We start from the raw sequence: 25004 nt of genomic DNA, 5'->3' as shown, positions 1-25004 counted from the left end.
ACGGCAGGTTAAACATGGGGTTATGAGTCTCCCACCATGATCGGCGAAGACCCATATAAACACAGTATATGTGCAATGCTTATCGATTAAGCGGTTTTCTGATAGTTTCCTGTAATGGGTTAATATACCGAGTAATTTAAAGGTAAGATTTGCGTGGTGATGCTTTCTCCGGTTTGATGTACTCGCAACACTAGCAAGAAACGCTTTTTTACTGTGTCTATCGGTAACGGTTTGCAGGCATAGTCATTGATGTCAACGGGTTATTGGTGTGATACAGGGTATTGAAAACTGGAGGATGAATTTTGTTGCTGCTAATCTTTGTCCATGAACGTGTCTTTTAGCGGACACCTTATAGTCGCGATCATCCGCTGAATACGGGGGGCAGCGTAGTGCGTTTAGGAAAAACGGTGATACGCGAGAAACGCTTTGTCTGGTATCTTACCTATTGTTATGTCTTTCCCTGATGGTGGGAAGATTGAAATACCTATTTTTTTTCTAAGAGCCTGTGTCTTATGCTGTCTACATTGATTTACCGAAGCCGTGCAAGCCGAACATTTGATCTATCGCTGCTTGATGCGTTAGTGGCGCAGTCTCAAGCGCGTAATATGACGCTGCAACTGACCGGCATTCTGATCTTTGATGGCAGTCATTTTCTTCAGGTTTTGGAAGGTAAACCCGAAGCCGTGAATCAGCTGTATGACGCGATCTGCCACGATCCTCGTCATGACGGTGTGGTTGAGTTGATGCGTGATTATGCAGCGAAGCGCCGTTTTATCAATATGGGTATGGCGCTGTTTGATTTACGCTATGATAAGCCCGGTACCGTACTGCGAGCGGTTATAAAAACCGGCGCGTTGCGCTATAATCTGGTGAGTGATGACCGGGTTTATAAATTTATTCGTACCTTTGTGGAAGGTCGCTGGAAGAAACAGCTGGCCTACAGCAGCGAACCTGAATCTTGGGGCTTCTTGTCAGAAGCGCCGCCTTTTACCTCTCCTCCAGAACAGTCGTTTTTAGGGCAACCTTGCCAGTTCGCGTTGCAACCCATTATTGAGCCGCTGCGTGGGCAAATCAGCTCGTTTGAAGCGTTGATCCGTGGTCCGAACGGTGAATCGCCGCAGGATTATTTTGCGTCGATTCCGCCCGAAAAACTGCATGAAACCGATCTTTCCTCCAAAGCGTGGGCACTGGCGCTGGCGAAAAATATCAATATTGGCAACCATAAAATTTCTATTAACCTGCTGCCGATGTCGTTGGTCAAGGTGCCGAATGCCGTTGATGTTTTACTGGAGCAGATCGACCGCAATGGCCTGGTGCCTGAACAGGTCATCGTTGAAGTGACGGAGGATGAAGTCATTTCCAGTTTCGACGCATTTTTCTCTGCTATCCGGCAATTACGTTCGACGGGGATTGGTCTGGCTATCGATGACTTTGGTGCCGGTTTTACCGGGTTATCGCTGCTCGCGAAGTTTCAGCCCGGCAAAATCAAAATCGACCGCAGCATCGTAACGGATATCCATGCACATGGGCCCAAGCAGGTGATTGTTCAGGCCATCGTAAAATGTTGCGCGGAGCTGGAGATCAGTGTCGTTGCGGAAGGGGTCGAAACGGTGTAAGAGTGGTGCTGGTTAGAAGCAGCGGGCATTCGGCGTTTTCAGGGATTCCTTTTTGCCAAACCTAAACTCAATGGCGCGCCCGCGATTTGCTGGCCACACTGACGGGGATAGGCGTATTGCCCGAAATATTATTCCCGCACCAGTCGGGCGATCGCTTGCAAAATTTTTTCCCGGCTCATGGGGTGGCGATTAAAAAAGTTATGAATGGTATACCCCTCAATCAGCACATCCAGCGTCCATGCCGTTTCCTCGTTAAAATGGCGGTGTAATGCAGTTCTGCTGCGCGACATCCACTCCTGCAACAGCGCGTGGTAGGCTTCCTGACGCGAAGCTAGTGCATAGAGTTCAAAGCTTAACGTCAGGTGGTTCGGCGTTGCCCAGATATTTCCGCAAATAAGATCGGCGACAGCCTCACAGGCGCTGTCAATGTCTTCAGCCTGTGCCAGACGCTGATGAAAGGCGTGAGAGATTTCGTCAATCATAACGATGAACGCGTCGATAAGCAGGGCATCAATACTTTTATAACGGTACGTCAACGTTCCCGGTGACAGTTGCGCCTGCGCCGCGACCCGGCGATAGGTTGCCCCACGCACGCCGTGCTCAAGGATCACGTTTAACGTTGCCTGGGCGATTCTGGTCCGCGTATCTGTGCTATTGTCCTCCCGATCGCACGAGACGGCCATATTCTGCTCCTTATTCCCCATTACGGATGCGCTGACGTAGTAATAATTAACACTGCTGCATTCTACGCTATCCGGCACTATGAGGCGATAATCGATGTCGTTAGTATTTCATTCTAGATAACAGGCGATATACAGTTATTTCACCCGTTATTTCAGTCTGTGAGATTCATCAAACTTATAAATGAAAATTTTTCCATTTATATAAAAACATTAATAATCTTATTGTTATTGTTATTTTTTAAATGGCATGTCGTGGAATTTTATTCAAAGATGTTGCTGTTGAACCGTTAGAGGAGTCTTTATTCTGGACCCGTAATCCGAACTATTTCGAAACCAAGGCTCAGAAATGCGTTGGTCGTTAGGATATTGACGTTGAGAGTCGCGGAAGGAGACTGCTTTGAATAACGTAGCTGCATTTTATACCAATAAGAAAGTGGTATTTTTGCTTGCGACACTCTGTTGCCTGCTGTGGGGAAGTTCTTATCCGGCAATAAAAAATGGTTATGCGCTTTTTCATATCGCTGATGCCGATATTCCGGGGAAACTGCTCTTCGCCGGTTACCGCTTTGCGATTGCAGGCATCTTGTTGCTATTGCTGGCAAAAGTACGCGGGTGTTCTCTGACGCAACTACTGCCGGGCCAACCGAAACAGTTGGTTATCCTGAGTTTAAGCCAGACTGCTGTGCAATACACGCTATTTTATATTGGTCTGGCACACACCACTGGGGTTAACGGGTCGATCATGAATGCCACTCAGACGTTTTTCAGCGTGCTGTTGGCACATTATTTGTACAACAATGACAAATTAAGCATCAATAAAAGTGTCGGCTGCCTGGTGGGCTTTATGGGTGTTGCCATCGTGAATATCAACGGGCTGGGCGATTTCACGTTTACGCTGATGGGCGATGGCTTCATCGTGATTTCGGCATTTTTAATCTCTGCGGCGAGCATTTACGGTAAACGTATTTCTGCTGCCATGGACGCAACAATGATGACGGGCTACCAATTGACCCTTGGTGGCGTAGTCATGATTGCGGCGGGCTACCTGTTGGGAGGCAATATTCGTGTCGAAAGCGGCACAGCCTGCATGGTATTGCTTTATCTGGTGCTGATTTCATCGGTCAGTTTTGCACTGTGGAGCCAACTGCTGAAATACAACAAAGTGGGTGTGCTTGCACCGTCTAACTTCCTGATCCCGGTTGCTGGCGTGCTGCTTTCTGCGCTGTTTTTGGGCGAGAAAATGCTGGAATGGCGCTATGCCATCGCGCTGGTGCTGGTGTGTGCCGGTATCGGTATGGTCAATCGCCAGGCATGGCGGCCGTCATTGAGATAAATATTGCCTCGGTTTCCGTTGGTGCCAACAAGAAGCACCAACGGTGAGGCCAAAACGCATCACGCGGGATGCTTTAACGGGGCTTTTTTCTCACTGGCGGCAGAGGTGCAGAAAAACGCCAGGATCACCATGCACAATACCGGCAGCATGGCGATACGCAGCCCGGCGTGTTCGCCGATAAACCCCAGCGCTGGCGGCCCAACGAGAAAAGCGATGTAGCCGAGAATGGCTGCAAGGGTAACGCGCACCGCACGGTTTTCACCCGTCGCGCCAGCGGCAGAGATAGTGAGTGGAAAACCCAACGATGCGCCAATCCCCCACAAAATAACCGCGAGGGCCGTGAGCCACTGTGTGTGGGTTAAAATAATCAGCCCCAACCCCACGGCGGCTGAAACTGCGCTGAATTTGAGAATGGCAGTGCGGCCAAATTGGTTGACGATGTAACCGCCTGCAAAGCGCCCGACGGTCATGCCTGCGGCGAACCCGACAAAGAACAGAGAGCCTGATGTATGGCTGAAACCATGTGCATCGATCATCAACAACGGCAGCCAGTCATTGGCAGAACCTTCCGCCAGCGCCATCGCTAAAATCACTACGCCCAGAAGTACCAGACGCGTGTCTTTCAGTTCATGAATCACCTGCGCTTTATAGCTGCGGTTTTCACTGTGCTGCTCTGCCACAAGGGTGCTTGCCCACGGCATATGGGTAAATTGCAATGCAAGCGTCAGCGCAGTCAGGCCAATAATTATGCCAAAATGGAGGTTGATGCTGATGTTCAGTGCGGTCATCCCCATGCCGATCAGCGCGCCAACCAGCGTGCCCAGGCTGAAAAAACCGTGCAGTGTGGTCATGATGACCTGCTTGATATGCTGTTCAAACGCGGCACCTTCAATATTTAAACCAATATCAATCATGCCCAGCCCCATGCCAAACAGCGCCAGCGCACAAAACGCGACAGGTTGATTTGCCAGTAAAAGTGCTACCGCCAGCAGCAGGAAACCGATAGCCAGCAGCATAAAATCCGCCAGCGTAACGCGACGAATGCCGTACTTGTTGATCAGTTTTCCTGACCAGAGTATTCCCACCATGGAGCCGCAGGAAAAACCAAACAAAATCAATCCGAAAACTTCAGTAGACGCATGCTGCGTATCTCGTATCAACGGCGTTCGGGTGATACAGGAACTCCAGGCAAAGCCGGGCAAAAACATCAGAGAAAATAACGCCATTTTCTGGCGTAGAACGGATGAAGACATAACAACCAACCTTGCTCACATTATCGGGTAGCACAGTACGCACAGCAGTGAGTGTGATTATTGACCGGTAATGAATATTCACCACCAATAATCGTTTCTTGCGTGTCGTACATTTGTACGAAAGAGTGTTGCATATCCCTCTGCGGTTGTCAGCTATCAGGTATTTTTATTTGTTATGCCATGAGGTGAAAACACGCGGGTGCGATGAATGACCCGCGTGTTTGCCGCGTTACAGGCGTGCGATTGTGGCGGGTAACCCTTGCCGCACCGATGCGCCAGAAACCCAATCAAGCCAGGTATTGGGGATCTGGCGCGTAGGATCGGTAAAACCTAAATCATTGAGATTGATCCCTGCGCCTACCTGCGGATTGACGGGCAGTGCAACACCGTCCAGATAATGCTGCGCCGCGCCCATTTCCTTATGCCCATAGCAGTGTTCAATGGCGATAACGCCGGGCATGACGCCGCTTAATAGACTGATCTGGGCGATGGCGCTGCCGCCTGGCGTAGTGATGCGCGCCCGATCGCCGTGTTGCAGGCCATAACGCTGTCCATCCGCTGGATTGAGTGCCACCAAATTGCTTGGCTTAACCTGATGTAGCCGTGGGATCACCGCAGACGCGCTAGCCATGGTATTGGATTTAAACGAGATCAGCTTTAATGGCCAGTGAGTGGCAGGGTAGAGCTGTTCAATGGCGCGACCATCGGATAAGCGTGCGGGATACCAGGTTGGGCAGCCGCTGAAGCGTTCACCGGTAATGGCATGGCGATGAGAAGCGACCTGTGCGTTCCAGATTTGCAACGGTGTGTCCAGGCGATTACCCACGCTGTCATCAACGCGTCCGCTGGCATCGGGGGCGAAGCGGCCGCCGCGCGTGTAGATAAACGCCACGCGGTCAACTTCATCGGCGCGAAGCGTTTGTCTAAGCAACGGCATGATGCGATCGACGCCGCACAGTTGAATATCTTGTTGCGTCGCGGCGGCTACCGGTGCTTTACCGGCAAAAGCAATGTTGGCTGCAACGCGTAGGTAATAGTCTTCTGCACAATGCAGCGGGTAGCGATTGCCTTGCGTATCACTGAGGGCGTTTTCACCAAAACCGGGTAAATCGAGCCGTTTTGCTACGGCAATACAGAAGGCCTCCATGCCGATCGCTTGCCCATCGGCAGTGCTTGCGGTTGCTGGCGTGACGATGGGCCAACGTGCTGTGGAGGCTTTGCTGGCTACACCTGCCCAGGGAGCGCTGAATCCCCAGCTTTCAAAATTATGGGTGTCGGGCACCAGGTAGTCTGCCAGTGCGGTGGTTTCGTTCATGAAGGCATCAATGGCGATAAACAGCGGTAAGAGCGCCGGATCTTTCAAGCGGGTTTCCGCGACGCCGCGTAAGCCTGGGATGCCGTACATCGGGTTGGTCATGTTGGAAATCCAGGCCTTGAGCGGGTAGGGATAACCCTCCAACGCGGAACTGAGCAGTTCCGTCAGTTGCCCGGCAACGAACGGATACCAAGGCGCTTTAACCGGCCAGGGCGAGACGCCAGCGGCGACCTTTTTCCCGGTATTCATCGGAGGTTTCATAGGCGGTATTGCTGCGCGCAATATTGAGCCCTTTCGGCTTGACCTGACCGGGAAAGCTGACCAGGTTATAGCGCGGCCCGTCGCTGACGCCGTTGAACTGACCGCCGCCGAGGAGTACGCCGCCAGACAGGCTCATGTTACTGATTAGCACATTGAGCATCATGGTCGCCCAGGCTTTATAGAAACCGTTGCCCGCCATCATGCCGCCGTGGGTGATAACTGCCGCTTTGCGCCCATAGCGGGTGAAGGTTTCCGAAAGCTGCTGGATCTGTGCAACTGGCACACCGCATTGCGTGCTGTATGCCGCCAATGTCATCTGCTCCGACGCCTCTTTCAGGCGCTGGAAGCTGCTTTTCACCGTCATTTGACGTCCATCGTGCAGGGTGACCAGCTGATGCACCAGCAGCGTCGCCGTATCGCAGCGATCCGCCACAACCAGCGCACCGTTGGCATCAACCACGACGGGTATGGCCGGGGTTGTGCCGTCGTCGCGGAGGTGTGCGGTGGTGAGGTGCTGGCCTGCTTGTGGGTGATCTTCATCAACGATGACCAGATGCGTAGCATTGGTCCAGCTCTTTTCTCCTTGGCGCTGCATCGCCGCCACACTGGGAATGGCGAGGTAAGTGGATTGATAACGCTGGTTTTCAATGATCCAACGGATCATCCCCATGGCTAACGCTGCATCGCTGCCGGGATTGACTGGCAACCAGTGGCCGTTATCGTCTGCCAACACGGTGGTTAATGGCAGTGCCGGGGCGACCACCACGTAACGAAACGCTGCGCGCAGCCTTGCACTGGCTAACTGCCTGGCCTGACGTTTAAACGGGTTACCAGATTGTGCCGGAGACGTGCCCATGAAAAGCGCAAATTCGACGTTGTCCCAGTCTGGTTTTACATGCGGGTTTTTATCGAGATTGCCTAACAGGGCGCCTGAACCGGTGCGGTAGGCGAGGCCACAGTAAGCACCGTGTGCCCCGAAGTCCTTGCTGCCAAAGCTGTTTTGTGCGAAACGGCGCAGAAAGGTATCGCGCCCATCATCAGCGGCGTTTGTCACCAGTAGCTGATTGGTTTTAGGTCCGTAGCTGGGATGGCGCGGATCGATGGGAGTGTCGGGCGCATGGATGGTGCGTAGACCGTCAACCTGTCCTTCACCAAACAGATCGCCATCTTCGACAATTTCATTGATCAACTGTTCAAAACTGATCCGTTGCCATTTACCTTCGCCGCGCTTGCCAACGCGCTTCATCGGTTCGAGGATACGCAGCGGGCTGTAAAGGCTCTCTACCTGGGTGGCACCACGGGCGCAGACGGTAGAACGCCCATCAAGGCCGCTTTCGCCGGATAAACGAGCCAGCGCCTGAGCCATCGGGATGGCCGCGTCGATCTGGTGTTCGTACGACAGCGAATGATAAGGGTCGCCCGCGATGCGCAGTACTCTCCCCGATGTCCGATCGAGCCTGACGCGCACACCGCATTGCGTCCAGCAGCCGAAGCATTGTGTCATCGATACAGTTTGTTGTGGATTGGCTTGCCAACCGTTCAGGGCTAGCCCTTCCGGCTCCAACGCATTACCGACGATACGATCGCGGGTGATGGTGCCCGAAGTGCCCTTCATTAGACCATCAATGGCGCGCTTTGCGACATCGCGATAGCTTAACCCAAACGCGGAAAGTCCGCCGATCGTCAGGCCCACTTTCAGCCACTGGCGCCGTGTCAATTTAGCCATGTTGTTTTCTCCTTGCGAGCCAGCCGAGGGCTTATCGAACCATAATCAGCAGTGCTACCCAGAGTCCAAAGGTGCCGATAAGGGCTTGCAGGCCATCGGTGGTGCTCGGTAGCGTATAAGGGATGAGGTGCGCGTTATATTTAGGAACGGTTTGGACCTGAATCAGCAGTGTCCAACGAATCAGCCAGGCGAGGGCCATGGTACAGCAGACACCGTACAGCAGGATGCGCGTTGCCCGAGCCCGAAAGCTTACCGCGATGGCTAACACCGTTGTGCATAACCACAGCGCCCCCATGCACTGGCATACAGGCGCGCGGAGGCACTGTTTGTCAGCCAAAGGCGAACCGCGTTGCCAGAGACAGTATCGCCAGTTGCCCAAAGCGTAACGGTGCCTGCTAATACGAGGAGCGACAAAAGCTGTGCGCGCCCTAATCGGCGTCGCCACAGGTCGTCTTGTCGTATGGCGAAAATCAGTAAAGCGAACAGTGTTTGCAGTGCGCTCAGAAATAGGGTGATGGGAAAGGCATAGCTAAACCATATTGGCCGCGCTTTAAGAACAAAGGCTTCTCTGCCGGTGTAGATCAGCAATCCGATAGCGGCCAGTGCGCTGAAGAGCGCCAGCCAGCGCGTGGCAGCAAACGATTTTCCTGTCTGTGTGTTGTATTGTACTGCGATAAACCATAGTCCGAGTAACAGGGTAAACAGCGGTAAAAACACCGCCCCCACGGCATCCATGACCAGGGTGTTGGATAGGCGTAGAAATGCCACACGCGCGCGGGTTGGTGCAGATCGGCGGTCAGTGCCAAGGGGGCCGTAATGGCACAGGTCAGGGTAATGATGAGCGTGATATTTTCCAGCCGTGCGCTATGGGCATCGCCACGCCAGCGTAGGTCGCAGGCAAACAGCGCGCCGCAGGCGGCAATGCCAATAAAGAAGAAATACTGTACGGCCCAGGGTAACCAGGTGATGGATTGAGACTGAGTGACCAACTTTTCGATCATAATCTGTTATGTCATTTAAACCTCCTGATGCAGTGCAGGCTGCACACGCCCCAGTAGTGGGGTGACGAAGGCCTCATCAAGGCCGAGGTAAAACACGTGAGGCGCAGTACCCTGTTCCCGCATCAACACCTTGATGTCACTGTGATGTTGTGCCAGCATGCGGCTGATTTTGCTGTTGGGATCGCGCAGATTGCCGATGATGCGAGCGCCGCCGACGCAAGACTCAACGCAGGCGGGCAGTAATCCTGCTTCAAGGCGATAAACGCAAAACGTACATTTATCTACGGTCTGGGTCTCATGGTTAATAAAACGTGCGTCGTAAGGGCAGGCTTGTACGCAGTAGGCACAGCCAACGCAGCGTGTGTTATCCACTACCACGATGCCATCCTCGCGTTGAAAGGTGACTTGCACCGTGCATATGGGCACGCAATGCGGTTGATCGCAGTGGTTGCATAATCGCGGCAATAGCACATTGGTGACCGAGTGTGTCTCGGTTAACACCACCTGATACTGGCTAACATGGGTGCGCAAGGCGTCATGCGGGGCATGATTTTCAATGGCACAACTGACGGTGCAAGACTGGCAGCCAATGCAGCGGCGCAGGTCTATAAACATCGCATAGCGATGTTTATGGGAGCCCCCTTTGCGCAGAGGGGCTAATGTCATTCCAGCCTGTGCCAGTGGAACCAGCGATGCACCTGCGGTAATCATGCCTATACTTTGCAGAAATTGTCGTTTACTGCTGTCCATGGTGTTCTCCCATCACGTCGTAACGGCGTAACCTGTGTCACTCTGTCAGCCGGTGAGCGATGAATTAACAATGTCGATGATTTACAGTGTAAAATGGCGGCGGGTATGGCTCTATTGTGGTTAACCACATACCCGAAGCGTTGTTGATCTAAAACAACAATAACGACAGGGGCATTGCTTGGGAGGTGGGGTGAAACAGGTTGTGGTCGCGGTGTTGTGCCTGCTGCTGTGCCCAATGGTGCTGGCGGGAGAGTGAACTGTGGGGGTTTTAGCCATGCGCGGTGAGGCCAATACCCGGGAGCAGTGGCAAGCATTGGAACAGATGTTAAACCACGCGATTCCTGAAGAACGCTTTCATATTCAGCCGCTGGATTTGCGGCAAATGGCCGAGGCCGTCAACTAGCGAAGTGTGCAATTTCTGGTGACCAATCCGGCGCAATTTGTCCAGCTTAACAGCCATTATCATCTGCGCTGGCTGGCGTCGTTACGCTCACGGCGCGGAGGCATGGAGGGCGGGAACCTTATTGGCAGCGCCATTCTGGTACGGCGTGACAGTGATATTGTCAGCCCGCAAGCGCTGATAGGAAAAACAGTGGGCGCGATTGATACACAGGCGTTTGGTGGCTATTTATTAGGTTATAAAGTGCTTAATGACGCCGGGTTGCGGCCGGAACACGATTTCCAACTGCGTTTTACCGGGTTCCCTGCGGATGCCTTGCTGTATCTGCTGCGTGAGCGCGCCATTCAGGCCGCGATTGTGCCGGTATGCTTGTTAGAAAACATGGATGAAGAGGGGCTGATCAACAAGGCGGAATTTCGTCCGTTGCTGGCGCAAGCGCAGCCCTTTCCGTGTGTAACCAGCACGGCGCTCTATCCCAACTGGTCGTTTGCCGCTTTTCCTGAGGTGGATAACGTACTGGTCGATCGCGTGGCGCGCGCATTGTTGAATGCGCCCGAGACGGCGGAATATCAATGGAGTGCGCCAGCCTCCACCAACCAGGTTGAAGCGTTACTGCGTGACGTGAATCAACACCCGGAACAGCGGCGCTTATGGCTGGATATTAAAAGCTGGCTGATTCAGCACCAGCTTGCGATGAGCATCCTGGCAATGGTACTGGCGGTACTGACTGTGAATTATGTCTGGGTGATGCTGCTGGTACGACGGCGTGGCAAGCAGTTGGAAACGGCCAGTGCGCAATTGCATCAGCAGGAACAGGCCTTGACTACGGCGCGACAAATGAGCGTGCTGGGCGAAATGGCATCCGGTTTTGCTCATGAATTAAACCAGCCGCTTGCGGCGATACGCTACTATGCGCAAGGGGTGCTGATTCGTTTACGCAATGTGGATGCACACCATCCGCTGATCCCGGCGCTGGAACATATTGACGCTCAAGCGCAACGCGGCGGTGACACCCTGAATAATTTACGCATGTGGATGACCCAATCACAAGGAACGGCAGCAGGGGATTGGCAATCGGTGGCGGTGACTACGGCGGCACAGCATGTCTGGCACCTGTTGCGCATGGAACAACAATACCCGCAGGTTCGGCTCTGGTTGGATGTCGATAATGACTTGACGCTGAGGCTGCCGCCCGTGTTGCTGGATCAGGTCTTGGCGAATCTGATGCTGAATGCGGCTCAGGCAGGCGCACAGGATATCTGGCTTTGCGGGTGGCGTGATGAGGCCACCGTGGTGCTTGAACTTCAGGATAATGCGGGTGGCATGAGTGATAATGCACTCAGTCAGGCTTTTACGCCGTTTACCACCAGCAAAGCAACGAGCATGGGGTTAGGCCTGGCGATTTGCCAGCGTTTGATGCGGCAATGCGACAGCGAGATTACGCTGGAAAACCGTCTCAGTCCCAAAAATACGTAGGGGATATGCGCTACGCTTCATGATTGTTGACGGAGAGAATAAATGCCAATGATCCACCTGGTGGATGATGACGTTGCGGTGACCGAGGCATGCCAGTTTTTGTTAGAGAGTATGGACTATAGCGTGACCTGCTGGCACAGCGCGGAGCCCTTTCTTTCGCAGGCCGCACTGCATGACGTCGGCGTCGTGTTACTGGATATGCGCATGCCGGAAATGGATGGGCAGCAGGTCTACGCCGCCATGCGGCAACAGCGCAGCACGCTGGCCGTGATTTTTTTGTCCGGGCATGGCGATGTGCCGATGGCGGTCACACAAATCAAACAGGGGGCCGTGGATTTTTTGCAAAAGCCGGTCGCCGTTGCGCCGTTGACCACCGCGTTGGCCCAGGCATTTACCGTCTCTACCGACCTGTTTGTATGCCACCAGATCCGATGCTGTTACGCTGAACTGACGCCTAAAGAACGGGAACTGGCCAGTTATGTGGTGCAAGGGCTGATCAATCGGGAAATCGCGGAAAAGATGCATATTGCGCTGCGCACCGTTGAAGTGCACCGCGCCCGCGTGATGGAGAAAATGCAGGCGGACAGCCTTGCCAGTCTGGTCAACAAATTCTATAAAACCGCGCTGGCATAGCCGCCAGATTAACCGTCTGCGCGGGGTTATCAGTAATTCCTTTGTTTTGAGATCCGAGGCAAGCCTGGTCGCACTTGCCAAGGTATAAACGCCACTATCGTGTTTGGCCTGCGTTATTACAAACGCGTTATTTCCAAGCCAGTTGTAACATACCGAGTAATTGATCGTAGGTTAACTGCACTGGATTGGCTTTCATGGATGATGCACTGCTGGCCGCCAACGCAGCGGATTGCAACGCGTCCTGAGTGAGCCTAAACCAGCTTGGTGACGCCAGTCGCGGAGTGCCTCGAAGGCCTGCATCGGAGGAACACCGAACGCACTGGCAAACCAACGGCGTATTTCATCAAAGCGTACCAGTAACGTTGGATCGGTGACATGGGCATTATTCAGCATCAAGCCAAAGGGGAGCAGACTACCGCATAGTGCACCGTTTGGGGCATCGCATAATCCACTCAATGGACCCGCCAAGCCATGAATAACGCCAAGCCCGGCATTCGCCAGCGCCAGACCGCCACACAGGCTTACCCACGCCATGGTATCCCGGCTCTGTGGACATTCTTGTTTCATCAATTGCATTAACGCGCTGATGCCCTGCGGGATTGCGGCTCGACACAGAGCGTCCGTGTAAGGCGTTGCGCGATTGCATATATAAGGTTCAATCACCTGCGTCAAGGCATCCAGCCCAGAGGCGAGCGTCACACTGCGAGGCGTATTGTCTGTCAGAACTGGATCAATGATGGCGAGGTCTGGCAGCATGCGGTTATCACGCAGGCTGACTTTTCGACGGTGCGCAGGAACGTTGATAACGGCATTTTTGGTTACCTCGGCACCTGTCCCGGCGGTAGTGGGCAGCGCAACGAAGGTTAAGAGGGCTGACTCCAGTATTCGGCCATTACCGACCACTTCCAGATAGTCAATCAGCGGCCCGTGTGCTTTCATCAGTGCAGCGATTGCTTTACCTGCATCGATAACCGCGCCGCCGCCAAGGCTGACAACGGCATCTACCCCATACTGTCGCGCGAGTTCAACCCTTTGTTCAATGTTGGCAAGCGTGGGTTCGTGAGCGATCGTGAAGGTACTGACGCGCACCTGTGCCGCATGAAGTTTGTCGACAAGAAAAGCGGCGCGTTGCGGGTTGGATCCCTGAACCAGCAGGACGTGTTGCGCGCGCGGCCAGCCAGGTGGCGGCACCCGCAGCTTCTCCGCGTCCAAAACGAATTTCACCGGGGCTTACCACAGAAAATGACAGGGGCATTGAAAACTCCTTTATCGCGTCAACCTGCACACACCTGTGCGGCTCATTAAAATAAGTAATGTATCCATTTTCAAGCGGTTCACAAGCCAAATTGCTTAATTGTGCTCAACATGGCAGAAAATTTTCACAGTCTTGATGCCTGCTGGCGTGCGATGAAAAAGTGTAGGGGTGGCGGAATTATGCAATTTTGGCCTACGCTTATCTCTGTAACGTTTTTTTGTAAGATTTTCTGTATGGTTTGGTATTAAGGAGACTCTATGAAGTGTCCGAGTATTCCTGATGATGATCCACAAAGACTGAAAGCGCTCTGCGAATATGCGCTTGATCCTGGAGCTACCTTATCCAGTTTGTCGCCAGTCGTGCGCATCGCGTCCCGTATGTTCGATATGCCCATTGCCGCAGTCAATATGATCGGCAGCGATCGTGTGTTCTTTGCCGCGAGCCATGGGTTGGGTGATGGGTCTGTTGACATGACCCGAGATGCCTCTTTCTGTGCGCATGCCATTCTGACCGAAAACGGTATGATTGTGCGTGACGCCGAACGGGATGAGCGTTTTCATGATAATCCTTTGGTGACCGGGCCGAGCCATATCCGTTTTTATGCGGGTGTGCCGTTACGTTCCCCCGAAGGGTACGCACTGGGTGCGTTGTGTATTCTGGATAACAGTCCCCACCAAAACTTTACCGCTGAGGATCACGCTCGCCTGACCGAGCTGGCCAGAATGGCGTCCGATCGTCTTGAACTGCGACGCATTGAAGTAGCCAGCGAACATCGCGCCGAAATGGACACTACGGTATTGACGGGGGACGCACCGGTTATCCACTTTGATCGGGCCTTGCGCATTACCGGTTGGAACGAGGCGACATCACAGCTATGGGGCTACGCAGAGGATGATAGCGCCGAACTGGTGATCAGCGGCCTTTTTGTTTTGGTATTGATGAAAATACAGAATTCTGGAACGCCATCCGCCGTGTAATTGCAGACGGTACATGCAGTGAAACACCGCCTTTTGAGGTCAGTGGACGGCATAAAAACGGCAGCAAATTGTTCCTTGTTTTATCGCTGTTTTGTGAATGTTGTGGTGGCAATTTGCAGTTTACCGCCGCATTACGAGACATGACGCGTTATCGACAGGATAAAAAGGCCATTGCCATCAGTGCCGATTGCGATCCGCTAACCGGGCTGAGAAATCGACGCCGCTTTTATCGTTGTGTCGAAGACGCCGTATTGCGAGACCCTAATGCTGCCATCATGATGATTGATATTAACGGTTTCTCGGATGTCAATGCCGCTTTTGGGCATGCTGCCGGTGACGAAATTTTATGTGAAATCACCCATCGCCTGCTGACATCAACCAAGGAAACGCAGATTGTTGCGCGCATTGGCGGTGATGAGTTTGCTGTGCTGCTGCCGGATATTTACGAACAGGCTGAAGCTGGGTTTTATGCCCAGCAAATCATGTCGCATATCGCTCAGCCGATTCTGGTACAGGGCAGTCCGATAAGTATAACGGTCAGTGGGGACATTTCACTGGCACCGAAACACGGCTATGAAGCGCTGGAGCTGATTGCCAATGCCGATTTGGCCTTATCAAGGGCGAAGCGGACAGGGCGTAATCAACTCTATATCTTTACGCCGGAGTTGCGTCAGGAGTCAATGGCGCGCCGCCATCACGCCATGGAGCTATTACGTGCAACGGACAACAGCGAGTTTGTATTGTTTTATCAGCCGCAAATAAAACTGAGTGATGGCTCATTGTCCGGCGCGGAGGCGTTAATCCGCTGGGTATACCCCAAGCGTGGGCTATTACCTCCTTCGGAATTTTTAACCACATTAGCACGCGGACCAATGGCGGTTAGCGTGGGGTTCTGGATCCTCGATGAAGCCTGTGTGCAGGCGGCCTATTGGCGTCTGTGTGGTGCACCTGATTTTCGCATCGGCGTGAATTTGTTCGATGTGCAACTGACGACAGGGGATCTGGCCGCAGAGGTCGCGGACGTGCTGAAACGCCACGGTCTTCCCGCAGAAGCCCTGGAAATTGAATTAACGGAAAATATCGCCCTGAATAATAACAATGATTCAATCATGTCGGACACACTGCAAAAAATTCGTGATATGGGCGTTTCTATTGCCTTCGATGATTTTGGTACGGGCTATGCGTCGTTGAGTATGCTAAATCAGTACCCGGTAACGCGCATAAAAATTGATCGCTCATTTATTCAAAATTTGCTCACTTCACGACGCGATGCCTCTGTTGCTTATGCCATTCTTGATATTGCCCGTAATTTCGAGATTGAAACGATTGCGGAGGGAATCGAAACCGCAGAGCAGTGGCATGACTTACGCCAGCATGGCTGTCAGGAAGGACAAGGCTATTGGTTTGGTAAGCCGTTGGAGGCGCAAGCATTTGCCTCGAAATTCGGGCTTGTTCCGCAGACGTTTAGGCAGAAGGTTAATCCATAATCAGGCTTTTAGGGTAAAAGAGGGGAGTATTTACGATGATCCACATACTGTTTTGAATAAGATAAATTGCCTGCCTTAACACTACCTTCAATTTGTGCCCAGCCAGTGTGACCCAATGGCTGGGTGTTATTATTTTGGACCGTCCTTATTACAGCGGGTTTAGGCCTTGCGGTGCTGTTCTGGCGACGGGGGGTAATCTGGCGATACCAAACCCGGTGAAGCCGTATATCAGTGCGAAGAAGATCGCCGCATAGCATTGGATTGCCCATGGGACAAGATCCAATGTGCTAACCTCCAGGGTGCTGGCCATATACACCCCAGCCGAGGTCCAGGGCAGTAATGGCTCAGTCACTGTACCCACGTCCTTCACCGTTCGCGACAGGTTCTTGGTGTCCAGCCCCATACGCAGATAAGATTCCTTAAACAATTCAGCGGGAATAAGCAGCGCCAACTTCCCGTCACTGGTTGCTCCCGTGACCAATAGGGTGGTTGCCACGGTAGCCGCAATCAACTGACCCACACTGCGAATCGCCTTTAGCAACCGGTTAATGATTACGGTCAGGGCCCCTGTCAACGTTAAGGCCCCTGAAAAGGAAAATGCGCAAAGCACCAAGAGGATGGTGCTCATAATGGAGAACATCCCTCCACGATCGAGCAAACGGGGAATGTCGCTGATCAAGCCGGTTACCTCTGTACCCTGTGCGGCAAACATTGATGTGGTGAACCAGTGAATCAATGAAATACACCCTTGTTGCAGGGTAAATCCCTGTAGGCCTACGCCGATCCCTATTGCCAAGACAGACGCTGCCAACATAACGGGTATCACAGGGCGTTTGGTGATAGGCACCCCACAATACCAGGATGGGCGGCACGAGCAGGATCGCGTTAAAGTGATACAAACTCGCTATCGACGTTACAATTTGATTCACCTTATCCAGATTGGCCGCGTGGCTGGGGAGATGGGTATAGCCAAAAAACAGATAGACCCCGGCGGCTAAGGCAAAGCTCGGCAGGGTGGTATACATAAGATGGCGGATGTGGCCGTATAGATCGGTTTCAGAGACGATGGCGGCGAAATTGGTGGAATCAGACAGCGGTGACAGCTTATCGCCAAAATAGGCCCCTGAAACCACAGCACCCGCCGTGGCGGGTAAAGATACATCAAGGCCAGCGGCGACGCCCATCAACGCGACCCCCACGGTGCCCGCGGTGCCCCACGAGGTGCCTGTGCAAACCGACGTTGCGCAGGTGATAAGAAAGGCTGTGATAACGATATATTGAGGGCTGATCAGTTTCAGGCCCCAATACACCATGTAAGGGATCGTGCCACTTAACATCCAGGCTCCGATCATGCCACCGACGCAGATCAATATCAGTATCACGGGCATCGCTTTGGCCAGTTTCGCGACAATCGCGTCTATGATGTCTACCCAGTGGTAGCCTTGCCAATAGGCAAGGGCTGTAGCGACGGCAGCCGAAACCAACAATAGCGACTCGATCGGTAATTTATACTGACCATAACCAATAACCAACAACATGAGCATGGCAACGATGGGAAGCAGTGCCAATCCCAGATTAAGCTCCTTTTTGGCTTTCATTTCTTACTCCTTTAAGCATTGAAGAGGCCAGCCTAGTTAGGGTGAGGCAGCATAAATGTGATCCCGGACCGCTGTGGGTGTAACTGGTTTCATATGTTTAATCACTGCGACGCGATTCGCATTTTTCTGGCCTGCTCCGGGCTGACAAAAGCGGAATTAAGCCTGCTTGACCGATGCCCGAGGGATAAGCTCGGCACAATAGCCATTGTTTTGTGGTAGCCCGACGATACCGGCATTAAGTTGTAACGCCAGCGTCGTGGCACGGCGTGCCATTTTCTCAATGGGATTATGCATGGTGGTCAAGGTCGGGTGCAGATATTTGGCCCAGGCAATGTCATCGAAGCCCACCAAGGAGATGTCGTCGGGTACGCGAATCTGATGGTAGTGAAAGGTTCGCATGATGCCTGCGGCCATGACATCATTAAAGGTGACCAACGCAGTGAAGTTAAGCCCGGCCTGTAACAGTTTCTCTGCTGCTAGCTCACCCCCGTGTTCATTAAATGGAACGCTGATGATCCAGTCATCCGCTACCGGAATCCCAGCGATGCCCATGGCTTTGCGGTAGCCTTCGACGCGGTGAGTTCTATCATCGATGGGAATATCTGCCGTGATGCAGGCTATTTTCCGATGGCCATGTTGAATGAGCTGATTGGTTGCGGCCTGAGCGGCACTGACATTATCCAGCCACACACAGCGATTGGCGATGATCGGTAAATAGCGATTAATCACCACCAATGCAGGCGTATGGGCCGCATAGCGCAAGATATCCTCTTCATTCATTCGGGGCAGATGAGCGACAATGGCTTCACACCCCTGATTAATCAGTAAATCAAGCCCGGTTTTTTCCTGCTCGGCGCGATGCCCGCCGCTACAAACGACCAACTGTACTCTGGCTTTACGCGTGGTATCCTCAATGCCCCGCGCCATACGTGAGAAGAAGGGATCATCCAGGTTGCCGGTAAGCAGCCCGAGCGTCTTGCCACTCCTTTTCGCCATGGCGTGTGCGGTAACATTGTGCTGATAGTTGAACTCACGCATCGCCGTTTCAACCCGTTCGCGAGTAACCGGCTTAACGTAAACGTTGTTGTTGATCACTCGGCATACCGTTGCCGCAGAAACACCCGCATGGCGGGCTACATCCTTCATTGTCGCCATGATAACTCCCAGTCATTGCATTGAGAGCTACTTTGTTATCATAGTTAATTGCGCTAGCCCAACATCGCACCCTGTAATTTTTAATGGCTCATTGAGCTTTCGTTATTCAATTTTTTCAGCAGGGCGACAGCAACGGCTTCTGAACTGGCCGGATTCTGCCCAGTGATCAGATTGCCATCTTCCACGACGAACGGCATCCAGTCGGCACCTTTTTGGTAATGTGCGCCAGCAGCAATAAAGGTATCTTCGATTAAAAACGGGACAACATGGGTTAACTCAACCGCCTCTTCTTCGCTATTGGTAAAGCCGGTAACGTTACGTCCTTTGATGAGCAGCTCGCCCGTCGCGGAGGTAACCTTACGCAGTACGCCGGGTGCATGGCAGACAAAGGTCACTGATTTCCCGGTGCGATCGAACGATTCAATCAGTGCAATCGATGTTGCTGACTCCGCAAGATCCCATAGTGGGCCGTGGCCGCCAGGATAGAACACGATGTCAAAATCCTTGTGAGATACGGTTTCCAGTTTGACCGTTTGAGAAAACGCGTCCTGTGCGTCTTTATCAGCTTTAAAACGTGCTGTCAGCGCTGTCTGAAATTCAGGAAGATCGCTTTTGGGATCCAGCGGCGGCTGGCCACCGTCCGGGGAGGCGAGAACCACCTCAGCCCCCGCATCTTTAAAGACAAAGTAGAGTGCGGCAAACTCCTCCAGCCAAAACCCTGTTTTCTTTCCTGTGTTGCCCAGTTCGGCATGGGATGTCAGAACCATTAAAATTTTCATTGTTAACCTCGATAGTGCTGGTACAGGTGAATTAGTTGTTCAGGAAAGCTTCGGCAACAGCCGCTTTATCCTGATAAGGTGCGCGAAGACGAAGATTGGTCATTCCGGCGCTGTCCTGAACAACAACCGGTTTTGCATGACTAAAACGCCTGAAACCATGGATACCGTGATATTTTTGTCAGGGGTATAAATTAATTTATGGGTAAGCTATGTCATTGTTGCGTCTACGCACTTTCATAGAGGTGTACCGGCACCGCTCGATTTCGGGGGCGGCACGGGGGTTGAACCTGACTCAGCCTGCGGTCTCTCAGCACATCAGCGGCCTTGAGGTAGCCATCGGAAGGCCCCTGTTTGAGCGCCAACCGCAGGGGGTTAAACCGACTGTGGTCGCTGACGATCTGGCGGCGGATATCGGCAACAAACTGGATGACGCTGAATCCGCGCTCGCCACAGCAAGGGCAAGATCCATGGATGTTGCGGGAACGCTACAGATCATTGGTCATTCTGACTTTATGGCAGAGAAATTGGCGGGGGAACTGCTGCCATTACTGAAAAGTGGTATTCGCGTGCATCTGCATGCCAGAGATGGTCCGATGGTTTCCCAGATGGTGATAGAGGGGCACTGCGATTTGGGTATCACGGCGCATCCGGTCACCGATACGCGATTAAAGGGGGATGTCATTTTTACCGATCGCGTGATCGCGATTGCATCGCTAGCCCTTGCCGAACGCCTGAATAGCAGTGAACATTTTGGCCGGGATTTACTGAATGAGCCGCTGCTGGCTTACAATCTTGAGCTTTCACTGATCGAACACTGGTTGGGTAAAAACCCGATAAAATTCAGCTCGTTGCTTCCTACAATGGTCTGTCAGGATTTACGCAGTCAGAGAAGCCTGTTGTGTAAAGGATTTGGCTTGACGGTCATGCCGGAATTTTTGTGCCGTGCGTACCTTGATGAAGGTAAGCTGGCTAGTCTTAAAGCACCGGTGGGAGACACGGAAATTCGTTACAACCTGGTGTGGCTGCCGAGTGCTTTACGTCAGCCGCGTCTGGCACACACCCGACAGATTCTGCTGCACAGACTGGGCAACCCGGCTTAAAAGGAGAGCCGGTGAGGTAAAGACGCTGCGCACATTATTGAAGGACGATGAGCGAGAAAAACTCAGCATCGCCCTTGGTTTATGTGCTGTGCAGCACTACTCATTGCCCCATTGATTCAAAAACGTTGCTATCTCATCAATGCGCTGCTCGTTGATATGGGCCTCACGCGCCATTTCGTGCTGAGCCTGCTCACTGATCTCTTCATTATTCATTAAACGAGTGATCAGCAATTGGAAATAGTGCGCCAGAGCGTCACGCTCTGACTCGTTCACCAACGTGGCGGCTTCCGTCGAATACTCATCTACAATATCATAATATTTAAGGGGTATTTCATTGTTCATACATCGTCCCCACGGGGTAAGGTGTTTGTCAGTACCACCAACATTGTCTGGTCAGGTGGTGAAATGCAGTAAAGCCACAACAACCTACTGCGTCAGTTACCACATTAAATCATCGGGCACTTTAAAGTCGGCGTAAGGATCTTCTTCATCTTGCGCCTCCTGACTCAGCGCACTGTGTAAAACAATACTGCTCGCATCGCGCTGCGCAATTTTTTCGGCCACGCTCGCCGGGATAATTGCGTATTGGCTCTCACCCTTGCTATCAATAACCAGACGCGCGATGGCGAGACGGCCATTAATCAGCTGAGTTTGCGTCAGCTTATCTACAACCAACTTTTTGATTACATTGTTATCCGTGAAGTTGAAACCAATATCACCTTTTGCAATGTCGATTTTTTTCATTTCAATCAGTTGCTTCACCTGCGCTTTATACTCTTTAGATAACACAGCCTGCTTTTGTTGTTCGCTGAGCTGTTTATCACGTTCAAGCTGATTTTTTTTATTTTCCTCTACCGTGGCTCTGGCTTCACGTGCTTGAACGCGTGATTTTTTGGCCGTTCTTTCAACTTTGGCCATTTTTTTGCTGGTTACTAATCCCGCTTTCAGCATCTGCTCTTGTAAGGTGAGTTTTGTCATCGTCGTTTCGAAACCGTAGAAAAATTTGTGGGATTATACCTGTAATCGCCGAGGCTGTAACCGTGCGCAAAGCCTGATCGCTACGGCGTTTGAATCTGGAGGACGCCATCAGGGGCGCAATAAATACGGCAGCGAAATGGCTTCACACCTTGAGCAGTTTCACCGTGGCCTCAATGTCTATTTCATCTTCCGTGAAAATTAACGTCGAACCATGGAAGGTGGTGATCACCGATTTTTTCATCGCACGAACATCACTGGATTTAGCGGTTGATTTCGGCCTGATATTTCCCATTAGCGCGCCCACAGAAAGCACCGTATTTTCTTTATCAATGCGGGTATCGGCCGACACTTCTTCGCTGAATACCAGAAAGGATTTAATAGAGGTAAGCTTGATGCGCTCGCCTGCGATATAAATGTATTTGCTTTCCGGTTCGACTTTCACGGCATAAGCCGACAGACCCTTGTTATTGGTGGTGGGTTCGAAACTGACGGTCGCGCCTTTTTTAAGCAGATCCGGATTGGCGACCTTAATCACATGAAAATAACGATTATCGCCGTTTTCATCTTTGATAAATCCAAAACCTTTATCTTTAAACCAGGTTGTGATCGTTCCGTTCATAGCCATTACCGCCTACCTAATCGTTTATCACCTTATTTTTGCAGCGCTCAGTGTAAAGCACAATCCCTACGCAGACCACCTCTTTGGTTTGTCTCTTGATGATAAATGTCGGGTGTTATTGCCAAAGACAGGCTTCAGGAGATTGAAAACCGAGTGATAAATAGAACACTGAGGAACAAGAAATGGTGCGTTCTAATGGACTCGAACCATCGACCCCCACCATGTCAAGGTGGTGCTCTAACCAACTGAGCTAAGAACGCATTTTGTGAGGCTGGTAACTAAAGCAGCGGGCAATGCCCTGTGCTGCCGTGCGGGGCGCATAGTAGCGAGTGAACGTGGTGCTGGCAAGACGCAAATGCAACATTTATGCGGTTGAACCGCACGACTGCTGCGCTTGTGTTCACTTTGCGTTTTTTTCACCCAACGCCGGTGGCTTGCTGCCCCTTGCGTTGGGTGATATCAGGGCTAGCGCGCCGCGCGCGCCAGAATATCGCCGGGCGGTTGGCGTTGCAGATAACGGATACGTAGCACCATCATGATCGCGGCAGCAGTGAGCCCAATGATAAAGCCACACCAGAAACCGGCAGGACCCATGCGCGGCACCCAATAATCGGTCATTGCCAGCAGATAACCGCTGGGTAAACCGAGTATCCAGTAGGAGACGAACGTGATGTAGAAAATGGAACGCGTGTCTTTATAGCCAGGCAATACGCCGTTGCCGATAGCCTGCACCGCGTCTGAGATCTGATAAATCGCGGCCAGAAGCATCAACTGCGCCGCCATAGCGACCACTTCGGGATTCTTGTTATACAACAAGGCGATCTGTTCACGCAGCAACGCGGTGAAAATGGTGGTACAACAGGCCAGCATCACGCCGGTCGCGATGCCGGTGTAGGCCGCAACCCACACCGCCCAGTTCAGGCATGCCAAATTTGCCGTAGATAAAGATGTAGTTCAGCGGGATATTGATCAGCACGCCAATAAAGCTAATTACCATGCCCGGCTTGGTTTTGGATAACCCCTCACACTGGCAGCGCAGCACCTGATAGAACAGATAGCCCGGCACTCCCAGCAGCATCACGTGCAGATAGCCGATGGCAACATTCGCCAACTCCGGTGAGTCGGTATGCATCAAGGCAATAACGTGTTTGCCGTTATACAGTACTATCATGGTGATAACCGCAACGATCGCGTCCAAAATAAACGCCTGCTGAACCTGATGGGCGATGCGCGGGCGTCGGCCAGAACCGTTGAGTTGGGCTACCACTGGCGTGAGCGCCATTAATAAACTGTGCCAAACAGGATGACCGGCAACCACACGGAGGTACCGATTGCAACCGCCGCCATATCGGTGGCGCTATAGGCACCCGCAATAATGGTGTCAACGACACCCATGGACGTTTGGGAAACCTGCGCAATAATGACAGGAACCGCGAGCGTTAACAGGCTCCGCGCCTCTGACAAATATTTCTGCACGCAAACACCTTCCTTGAATTGTTAAAACGAAAAACTGACGTCGATACCGCCTCGCTTTCTGTTATACGGCAGCACGGCGAGGTGGCGCATTGCTTTTCCAGCAGGGGGGTTGGGATGAATGAAAGTAAACAACCGCAAGCGAGATAACGAGCACGAATAGCTTTTTAAGCCATCTATCTGAGATGGAAAATCAATCGATTACATAACATTATTCTATGTAACGGCTTGGCATAAGTAAACCAACTTCTTCGTAAGATATTGTGTCAATGGAGAGGTTCTGTTGCCTTATCGGATTTGTCAGGCGACAAAGGCGGGAATACGTTTGGTTTTCCAGTCGTTATGAGGCAAACTGCAAAATGATTTGTCAGCCTTTATTCCCTCACGGCGTGCCACTGTGGTGTAGGGGGAGAGACTGGCACAGTAGCATTCAGTTATTTCACTGATTTATTATGAGGCAAGCGTATGTTTACCGGTATTGTTCAAGGCACCGCGCCGGTGGTGTCCATCGATGAAAAAACGAACTTCCGCACGCATGTGGTAAAACTTCCTCCCGAATTACTGACCTGCCTGGTGACAGGTGCCTCGATTGCCAATAACGGCTGCTGTCTGACGGTGACGGCAATTGATGGCGATCGGGTCAGTTTTGATTTAATGAAAGAGACGCTGTGTCTGACCAACCTGGGCGATATCACGCCGGGCGATCTGGTGAATATTGAGCGTGCCGCAAAATACGGCGATGAGATTGGCGGACATGTTATGTCCGGGCACATTATGTGCACGGCCGAAGTGGTTAAAATTCTTACCTCGGAAAACAACCACCAGATTTGGTTCCGACTCTTCGATGAATCGCAGATGAAATATGTGCTGCAAAAAGGTTTTATCGGAATTGATGGCATCAGTCTCACGGTGGGTGAAGTGACTCGCAGCCGTTTCTGCGTGCATTTGATTCCCGAAACGCTGCAACGCACCACGCTCGGCCAGAAGCGATTGGGGAACCGGATCAATATCGAAATCGATCCGCAAACTCAGGCTGTGATCGACACGGTTGAACGTGTGCTGGCACAGAGTCAGGCACAAGAGGCTGCAACGGCAAATGCTGCGCAGAGCGCCTGAAGCCTGAGCTGAAAAGACGA

Annotated in this window: 15 protein-coding genes, 1 tRNA gene and 7 pseudogenes; 8 read left to right on the top strand and 15 right to left on the bottom strand. The window is 52.2% G+C overall.

Features of this window, described 5'->3' with window-relative positions:
* The first annotated feature begins 512 nt into the window (after positions 1-512).
* Positions 513-1718, top strand: a pseudogene (locus tag CS369_RS12445) (diguanylate phosphodiesterase).
* Between the two features lie 26 nt (positions 1719-1744).
* On the opposite strand, the gene CS369_RS12440 reads toward CS369_RS12445, so the two are convergent.
* Positions 1745-2299, bottom strand: a complete 555-nt coding sequence (locus tag CS369_RS12440) for a TetR/AcrR family transcriptional regulator (protein WP_196907330.1) — start codon at positions 2297-2299, stop codon at positions 1745-1747.
* 397 nt (positions 2300-2696) lie between these two features.
* On the opposite strand from CS369_RS12440, the gene CS369_RS12435 reads away from it, so the two are divergent.
* Complete coding sequence (locus tag CS369_RS12435) at positions 2697-3632, top strand: DMT family transporter (protein ID WP_196907329.1); 936 nt, start codon at positions 2697-2699, stop codon at positions 3630-3632.
* A gap of 59 nt (positions 3633-3691) precedes the next feature.
* On the opposite strand, the gene CS369_RS12430 is transcribed toward CS369_RS12435, so the two are convergent.
* From CS369_RS12430 to ttrB, 5 genes and pseudogenes are all read right to left on the bottom strand, one after another.
* Positions 3692-4885, bottom strand: coding sequence for an MFS transporter (locus tag CS369_RS12430; RefSeq protein ID WP_196907328.1), 1194 nt, complete (start codon positions 4883-4885; stop codon positions 3692-3694).
* A gap of 229 nt (positions 4886-5114) precedes the next feature.
* Positions 5115-8187 (bottom strand): annotated as a pseudogene (ttrA, locus tag CS369_RS12425) (tetrathionate reductase subunit TtrA).
* A gap of 31 nt (positions 8188-8218) precedes the next feature.
* A complete protein-coding gene (locus CS369_RS25215; RefSeq protein ID WP_374191059.1) occupies positions 8219-8524 on the bottom strand; it encodes a hypothetical protein in 306 nt (101 codons plus the stop codon).
* A pseudogene (gene nrfD / locus CS369_RS12420) lies at positions 8449-9188 on the bottom strand (NrfD/PsrC family molybdoenzyme membrane anchor subunit). Before nrfD ends, CS369_RS25215 begins: the two are co-directional and overlap by 76 nt.
* Positions 9189-9203: 15 nt before the next feature.
* Entirely contained in the window at positions 9204-9938 is a 735-nt protein-coding gene (ttrB, locus tag CS369_RS12415) for a tetrathionate reductase subunit TtrB (protein WP_196907327.1), read from the bottom strand.
* 259 nt (positions 9939-10197) lie between these two features.
* Between ttrB and ttrS the strand changes: the two are divergent.
* Both ttrS and ttrR read left to right on the top strand, forming a co-directional pair.
* Positions 10198-11814, top strand: a pseudogene (gene ttrS / locus CS369_RS12410) (tetrathionate respiration histidine kinase TtrS).
* Positions 11815-11856: 42 nt separating this feature from the next.
* Positions 11857-12447, top strand: coding sequence for a tetrathionate respiration response regulator TtrR (gene ttrR, locus CS369_RS12405; RefSeq protein ID WP_196907326.1), 591 nt, complete (start codon positions 11857-11859; stop codon positions 12445-12447).
* A 127-nt stretch (positions 12448-12574) separates the two neighbouring features.
* Here ttrR and CS369_RS12400 read toward each other — a convergent pair.
* Positions 12575-13702, bottom strand: a pseudogene (locus CS369_RS12400) (iron-containing alcohol dehydrogenase).
* A gap of 257 nt (positions 13703-13959) precedes the next feature.
* Here CS369_RS12400 and CS369_RS12395 point away from each other — a divergent pair.
* Together CS369_RS12395 and CS369_RS12390 are read left to right on the top strand one after the other, a co-directional pair.
* Positions 13960-14679: a GAF domain-containing protein gene (locus CS369_RS12395; RefSeq protein WP_196907325.1), complete on the top strand. Its 720-nt coding sequence runs from the start codon at positions 13960-13962 to the stop codon at positions 14677-14679.
* A gap of 113 nt (positions 14680-14792) precedes the next feature.
* Complete coding sequence (locus tag CS369_RS12390; RefSeq protein ID WP_196907324.1) at positions 14793-16166, top strand: bifunctional diguanylate cyclase/phosphodiesterase; 1374 nt, start codon at positions 14793-14795, stop codon at positions 16164-16166.
* A 148-nt stretch (positions 16167-16314) separates the two neighbouring features.
* Here the strand turns inward: CS369_RS12390 and nhaC are convergent.
* The 3 genes and pseudogenes from nhaC to CS369_RS12375 all read right to left on the bottom strand — a co-directional run bounded on the left by nhaC (position 16315) and on the right by CS369_RS12375 (position 19698).
* A pseudogene (nhaC, locus tag CS369_RS12385) lies at positions 16315-17764 on the bottom strand (Na+/H+ antiporter NhaC).
* A gap of 156 nt (positions 17765-17920) precedes the next feature.
* Complete coding sequence (locus tag CS369_RS12380; protein WP_196907323.1) at positions 17921-18919, bottom strand: LacI family DNA-binding transcriptional regulator; 999 nt, start codon at positions 18917-18919, stop codon at positions 17921-17923.
* A gap of 80 nt (positions 18920-18999) precedes the next feature.
* The gene (locus CS369_RS12375; protein WP_196907322.1) at positions 19000-19698 is read right to left on the bottom strand and encodes a type 1 glutamine amidotransferase domain-containing protein; all 699 of its coding nucleotides are present in this window, start codon (positions 19696-19698) and stop codon (positions 19000-19002) included.
* Between the two features lie 209 nt (positions 19699-19907).
* Here CS369_RS12375 and CS369_RS12370 point away from each other — a divergent pair, with 209 nt between their 5' ends.
* Complete coding sequence (locus CS369_RS12370) at positions 19908-20798, top strand: LysR family transcriptional regulator (protein WP_196907321.1); 891 nt, start codon at positions 19908-19910, stop codon at positions 20796-20798.
* Positions 20799-20894: 96 nt separating this feature from the next.
* Here CS369_RS12370 and CS369_RS12365 read toward each other — a convergent pair whose 3' ends face one another.
* The 5 genes and pseudogenes from CS369_RS12365 to CS369_RS12345 all read right to left on the bottom strand — a co-directional run bounded on the left by CS369_RS12365 (position 20895) and on the right by CS369_RS12345 (position 23871).
* Positions 20895-21140 (bottom strand): YmjA family protein, encoded by a 246-nt coding sequence (locus tag CS369_RS12365; protein WP_196907320.1) that lies wholly within the window; start codon positions 21138-21140, stop codon positions 20895-20897.
* Positions 21141-21236: 96 nt separating this feature from the next.
* Complete coding sequence (locus tag CS369_RS12360) at positions 21237-21776, bottom strand: DUF2058 domain-containing protein (protein WP_196907319.1); 540 nt, start codon at positions 21774-21776, stop codon at positions 21237-21239.
* Between the two features lie 142 nt (positions 21777-21918).
* A complete protein-coding gene (locus CS369_RS12355) occupies positions 21919-22401 on the bottom strand; it encodes a cold shock domain-containing protein (RefSeq protein ID WP_196907318.1) in 483 nt (160 codons plus the stop codon).
* Positions 22402-22578: 177 nt separating this feature from the next.
* Positions 22579-22655 (bottom strand) — tRNA-Val (locus CS369_RS12350).
* Positions 22656-22860: 205 nt separating this feature from the next.
* Positions 22861-23871, bottom strand: a pseudogene (locus CS369_RS12345) (MATE family efflux transporter).
* A 462-nt stretch (positions 23872-24333) separates the two neighbouring features.
* Between CS369_RS12345 and CS369_RS12340 the strand changes: the two are divergent.
* A complete protein-coding gene (locus CS369_RS12340) occupies positions 24334-24984 on the top strand; it encodes a riboflavin synthase subunit alpha (RefSeq protein WP_196907332.1) in 651 nt (216 codons plus the stop codon).
* Positions 24985-25004: the final 20 nt, after the last annotated feature.

Source organism: Candidatus Symbiopectobacterium sp. 'North America' (assembly GCF_015762685.1).
Classification (GTDB): domain Bacteria; phylum Pseudomonadota; class Gammaproteobacteria; order Enterobacterales; family Enterobacteriaceae; genus Symbiopectobacterium.
This window is presented reverse-complemented; position numbering and strand designations above follow the sequence as displayed.

Bases quoted from the DNA above. Each gene is read 5' to 3' on its own strand.
- ttrB (WP_196907327.1), bottom strand. From the start codon at position 9,938: ATGGACAGCAGTAAACGACAATTTCTGCAAAGTATAGGCATGATTACC.
- CS369_RS12340 (WP_196907332.1), top strand. From the start codon at position 24,334: ATGTTTACCGGTATTGTTCAAGGCACCGCGCCGGTGGTGTCCATCGAT.
- CS369_RS12355 (WP_196907318.1), bottom strand. From the start codon at position 22,401: ATGGCTATGAACGGAACGATCACAACCTGGTTTAAAGATAAAGGTTTT.
- CS369_RS12440 (WP_196907330.1), bottom strand. From the start codon at position 2,299: ATGGCCGTCTCGTGCGATCGGGAGGACAATAGCACAGATACGCGGACC.
- CS369_RS12365 (WP_196907320.1), bottom strand. From the start codon at position 21,140: ATGAACAATGAAATACCCCTTAAATATTATGATATTGTAGATGAGTAT.
- CS369_RS12430 (WP_196907328.1), bottom strand. From the start codon at position 4,885: ATGTCTTCATCCGTTCTACGCCAGAAAATGGCGTTATTTTCTCTGATG.
- CS369_RS12375 (WP_196907322.1), bottom strand. From the start codon at position 19,698: ATGAAAATTTTAATGGTTCTGACATCCCATGCCGAACTGGGCAACACA.
- CS369_RS12370 (WP_196907321.1), top strand. From the start codon at position 19,908: ATGTCATTGTTGCGTCTACGCACTTTCATAGAGGTGTACCGGCACCGC.
- ttrR (WP_196907326.1), top strand. From the start codon at position 11,857: ATGCCAATGATCCACCTGGTGGATGATGACGTTGCGGTGACCGAGGCA.
- CS369_RS12360 (WP_196907319.1), bottom strand. From the start codon at position 21,776: ATGACAAAACTCACCTTACAAGAGCAGATGCTGAAAGCGGGATTAGTA.
- CS369_RS12395 (WP_196907325.1), top strand. From the start codon at position 13,960: ATGAAGTGTCCGAGTATTCCTGATGATGATCCACAAAGACTGAAAGCG.
- CS369_RS12380 (WP_196907323.1), bottom strand. From the start codon at position 18,919: ATGGCGACAATGAAGGATGTAGCCCGCCATGCGGGTGTTTCTGCGGCA.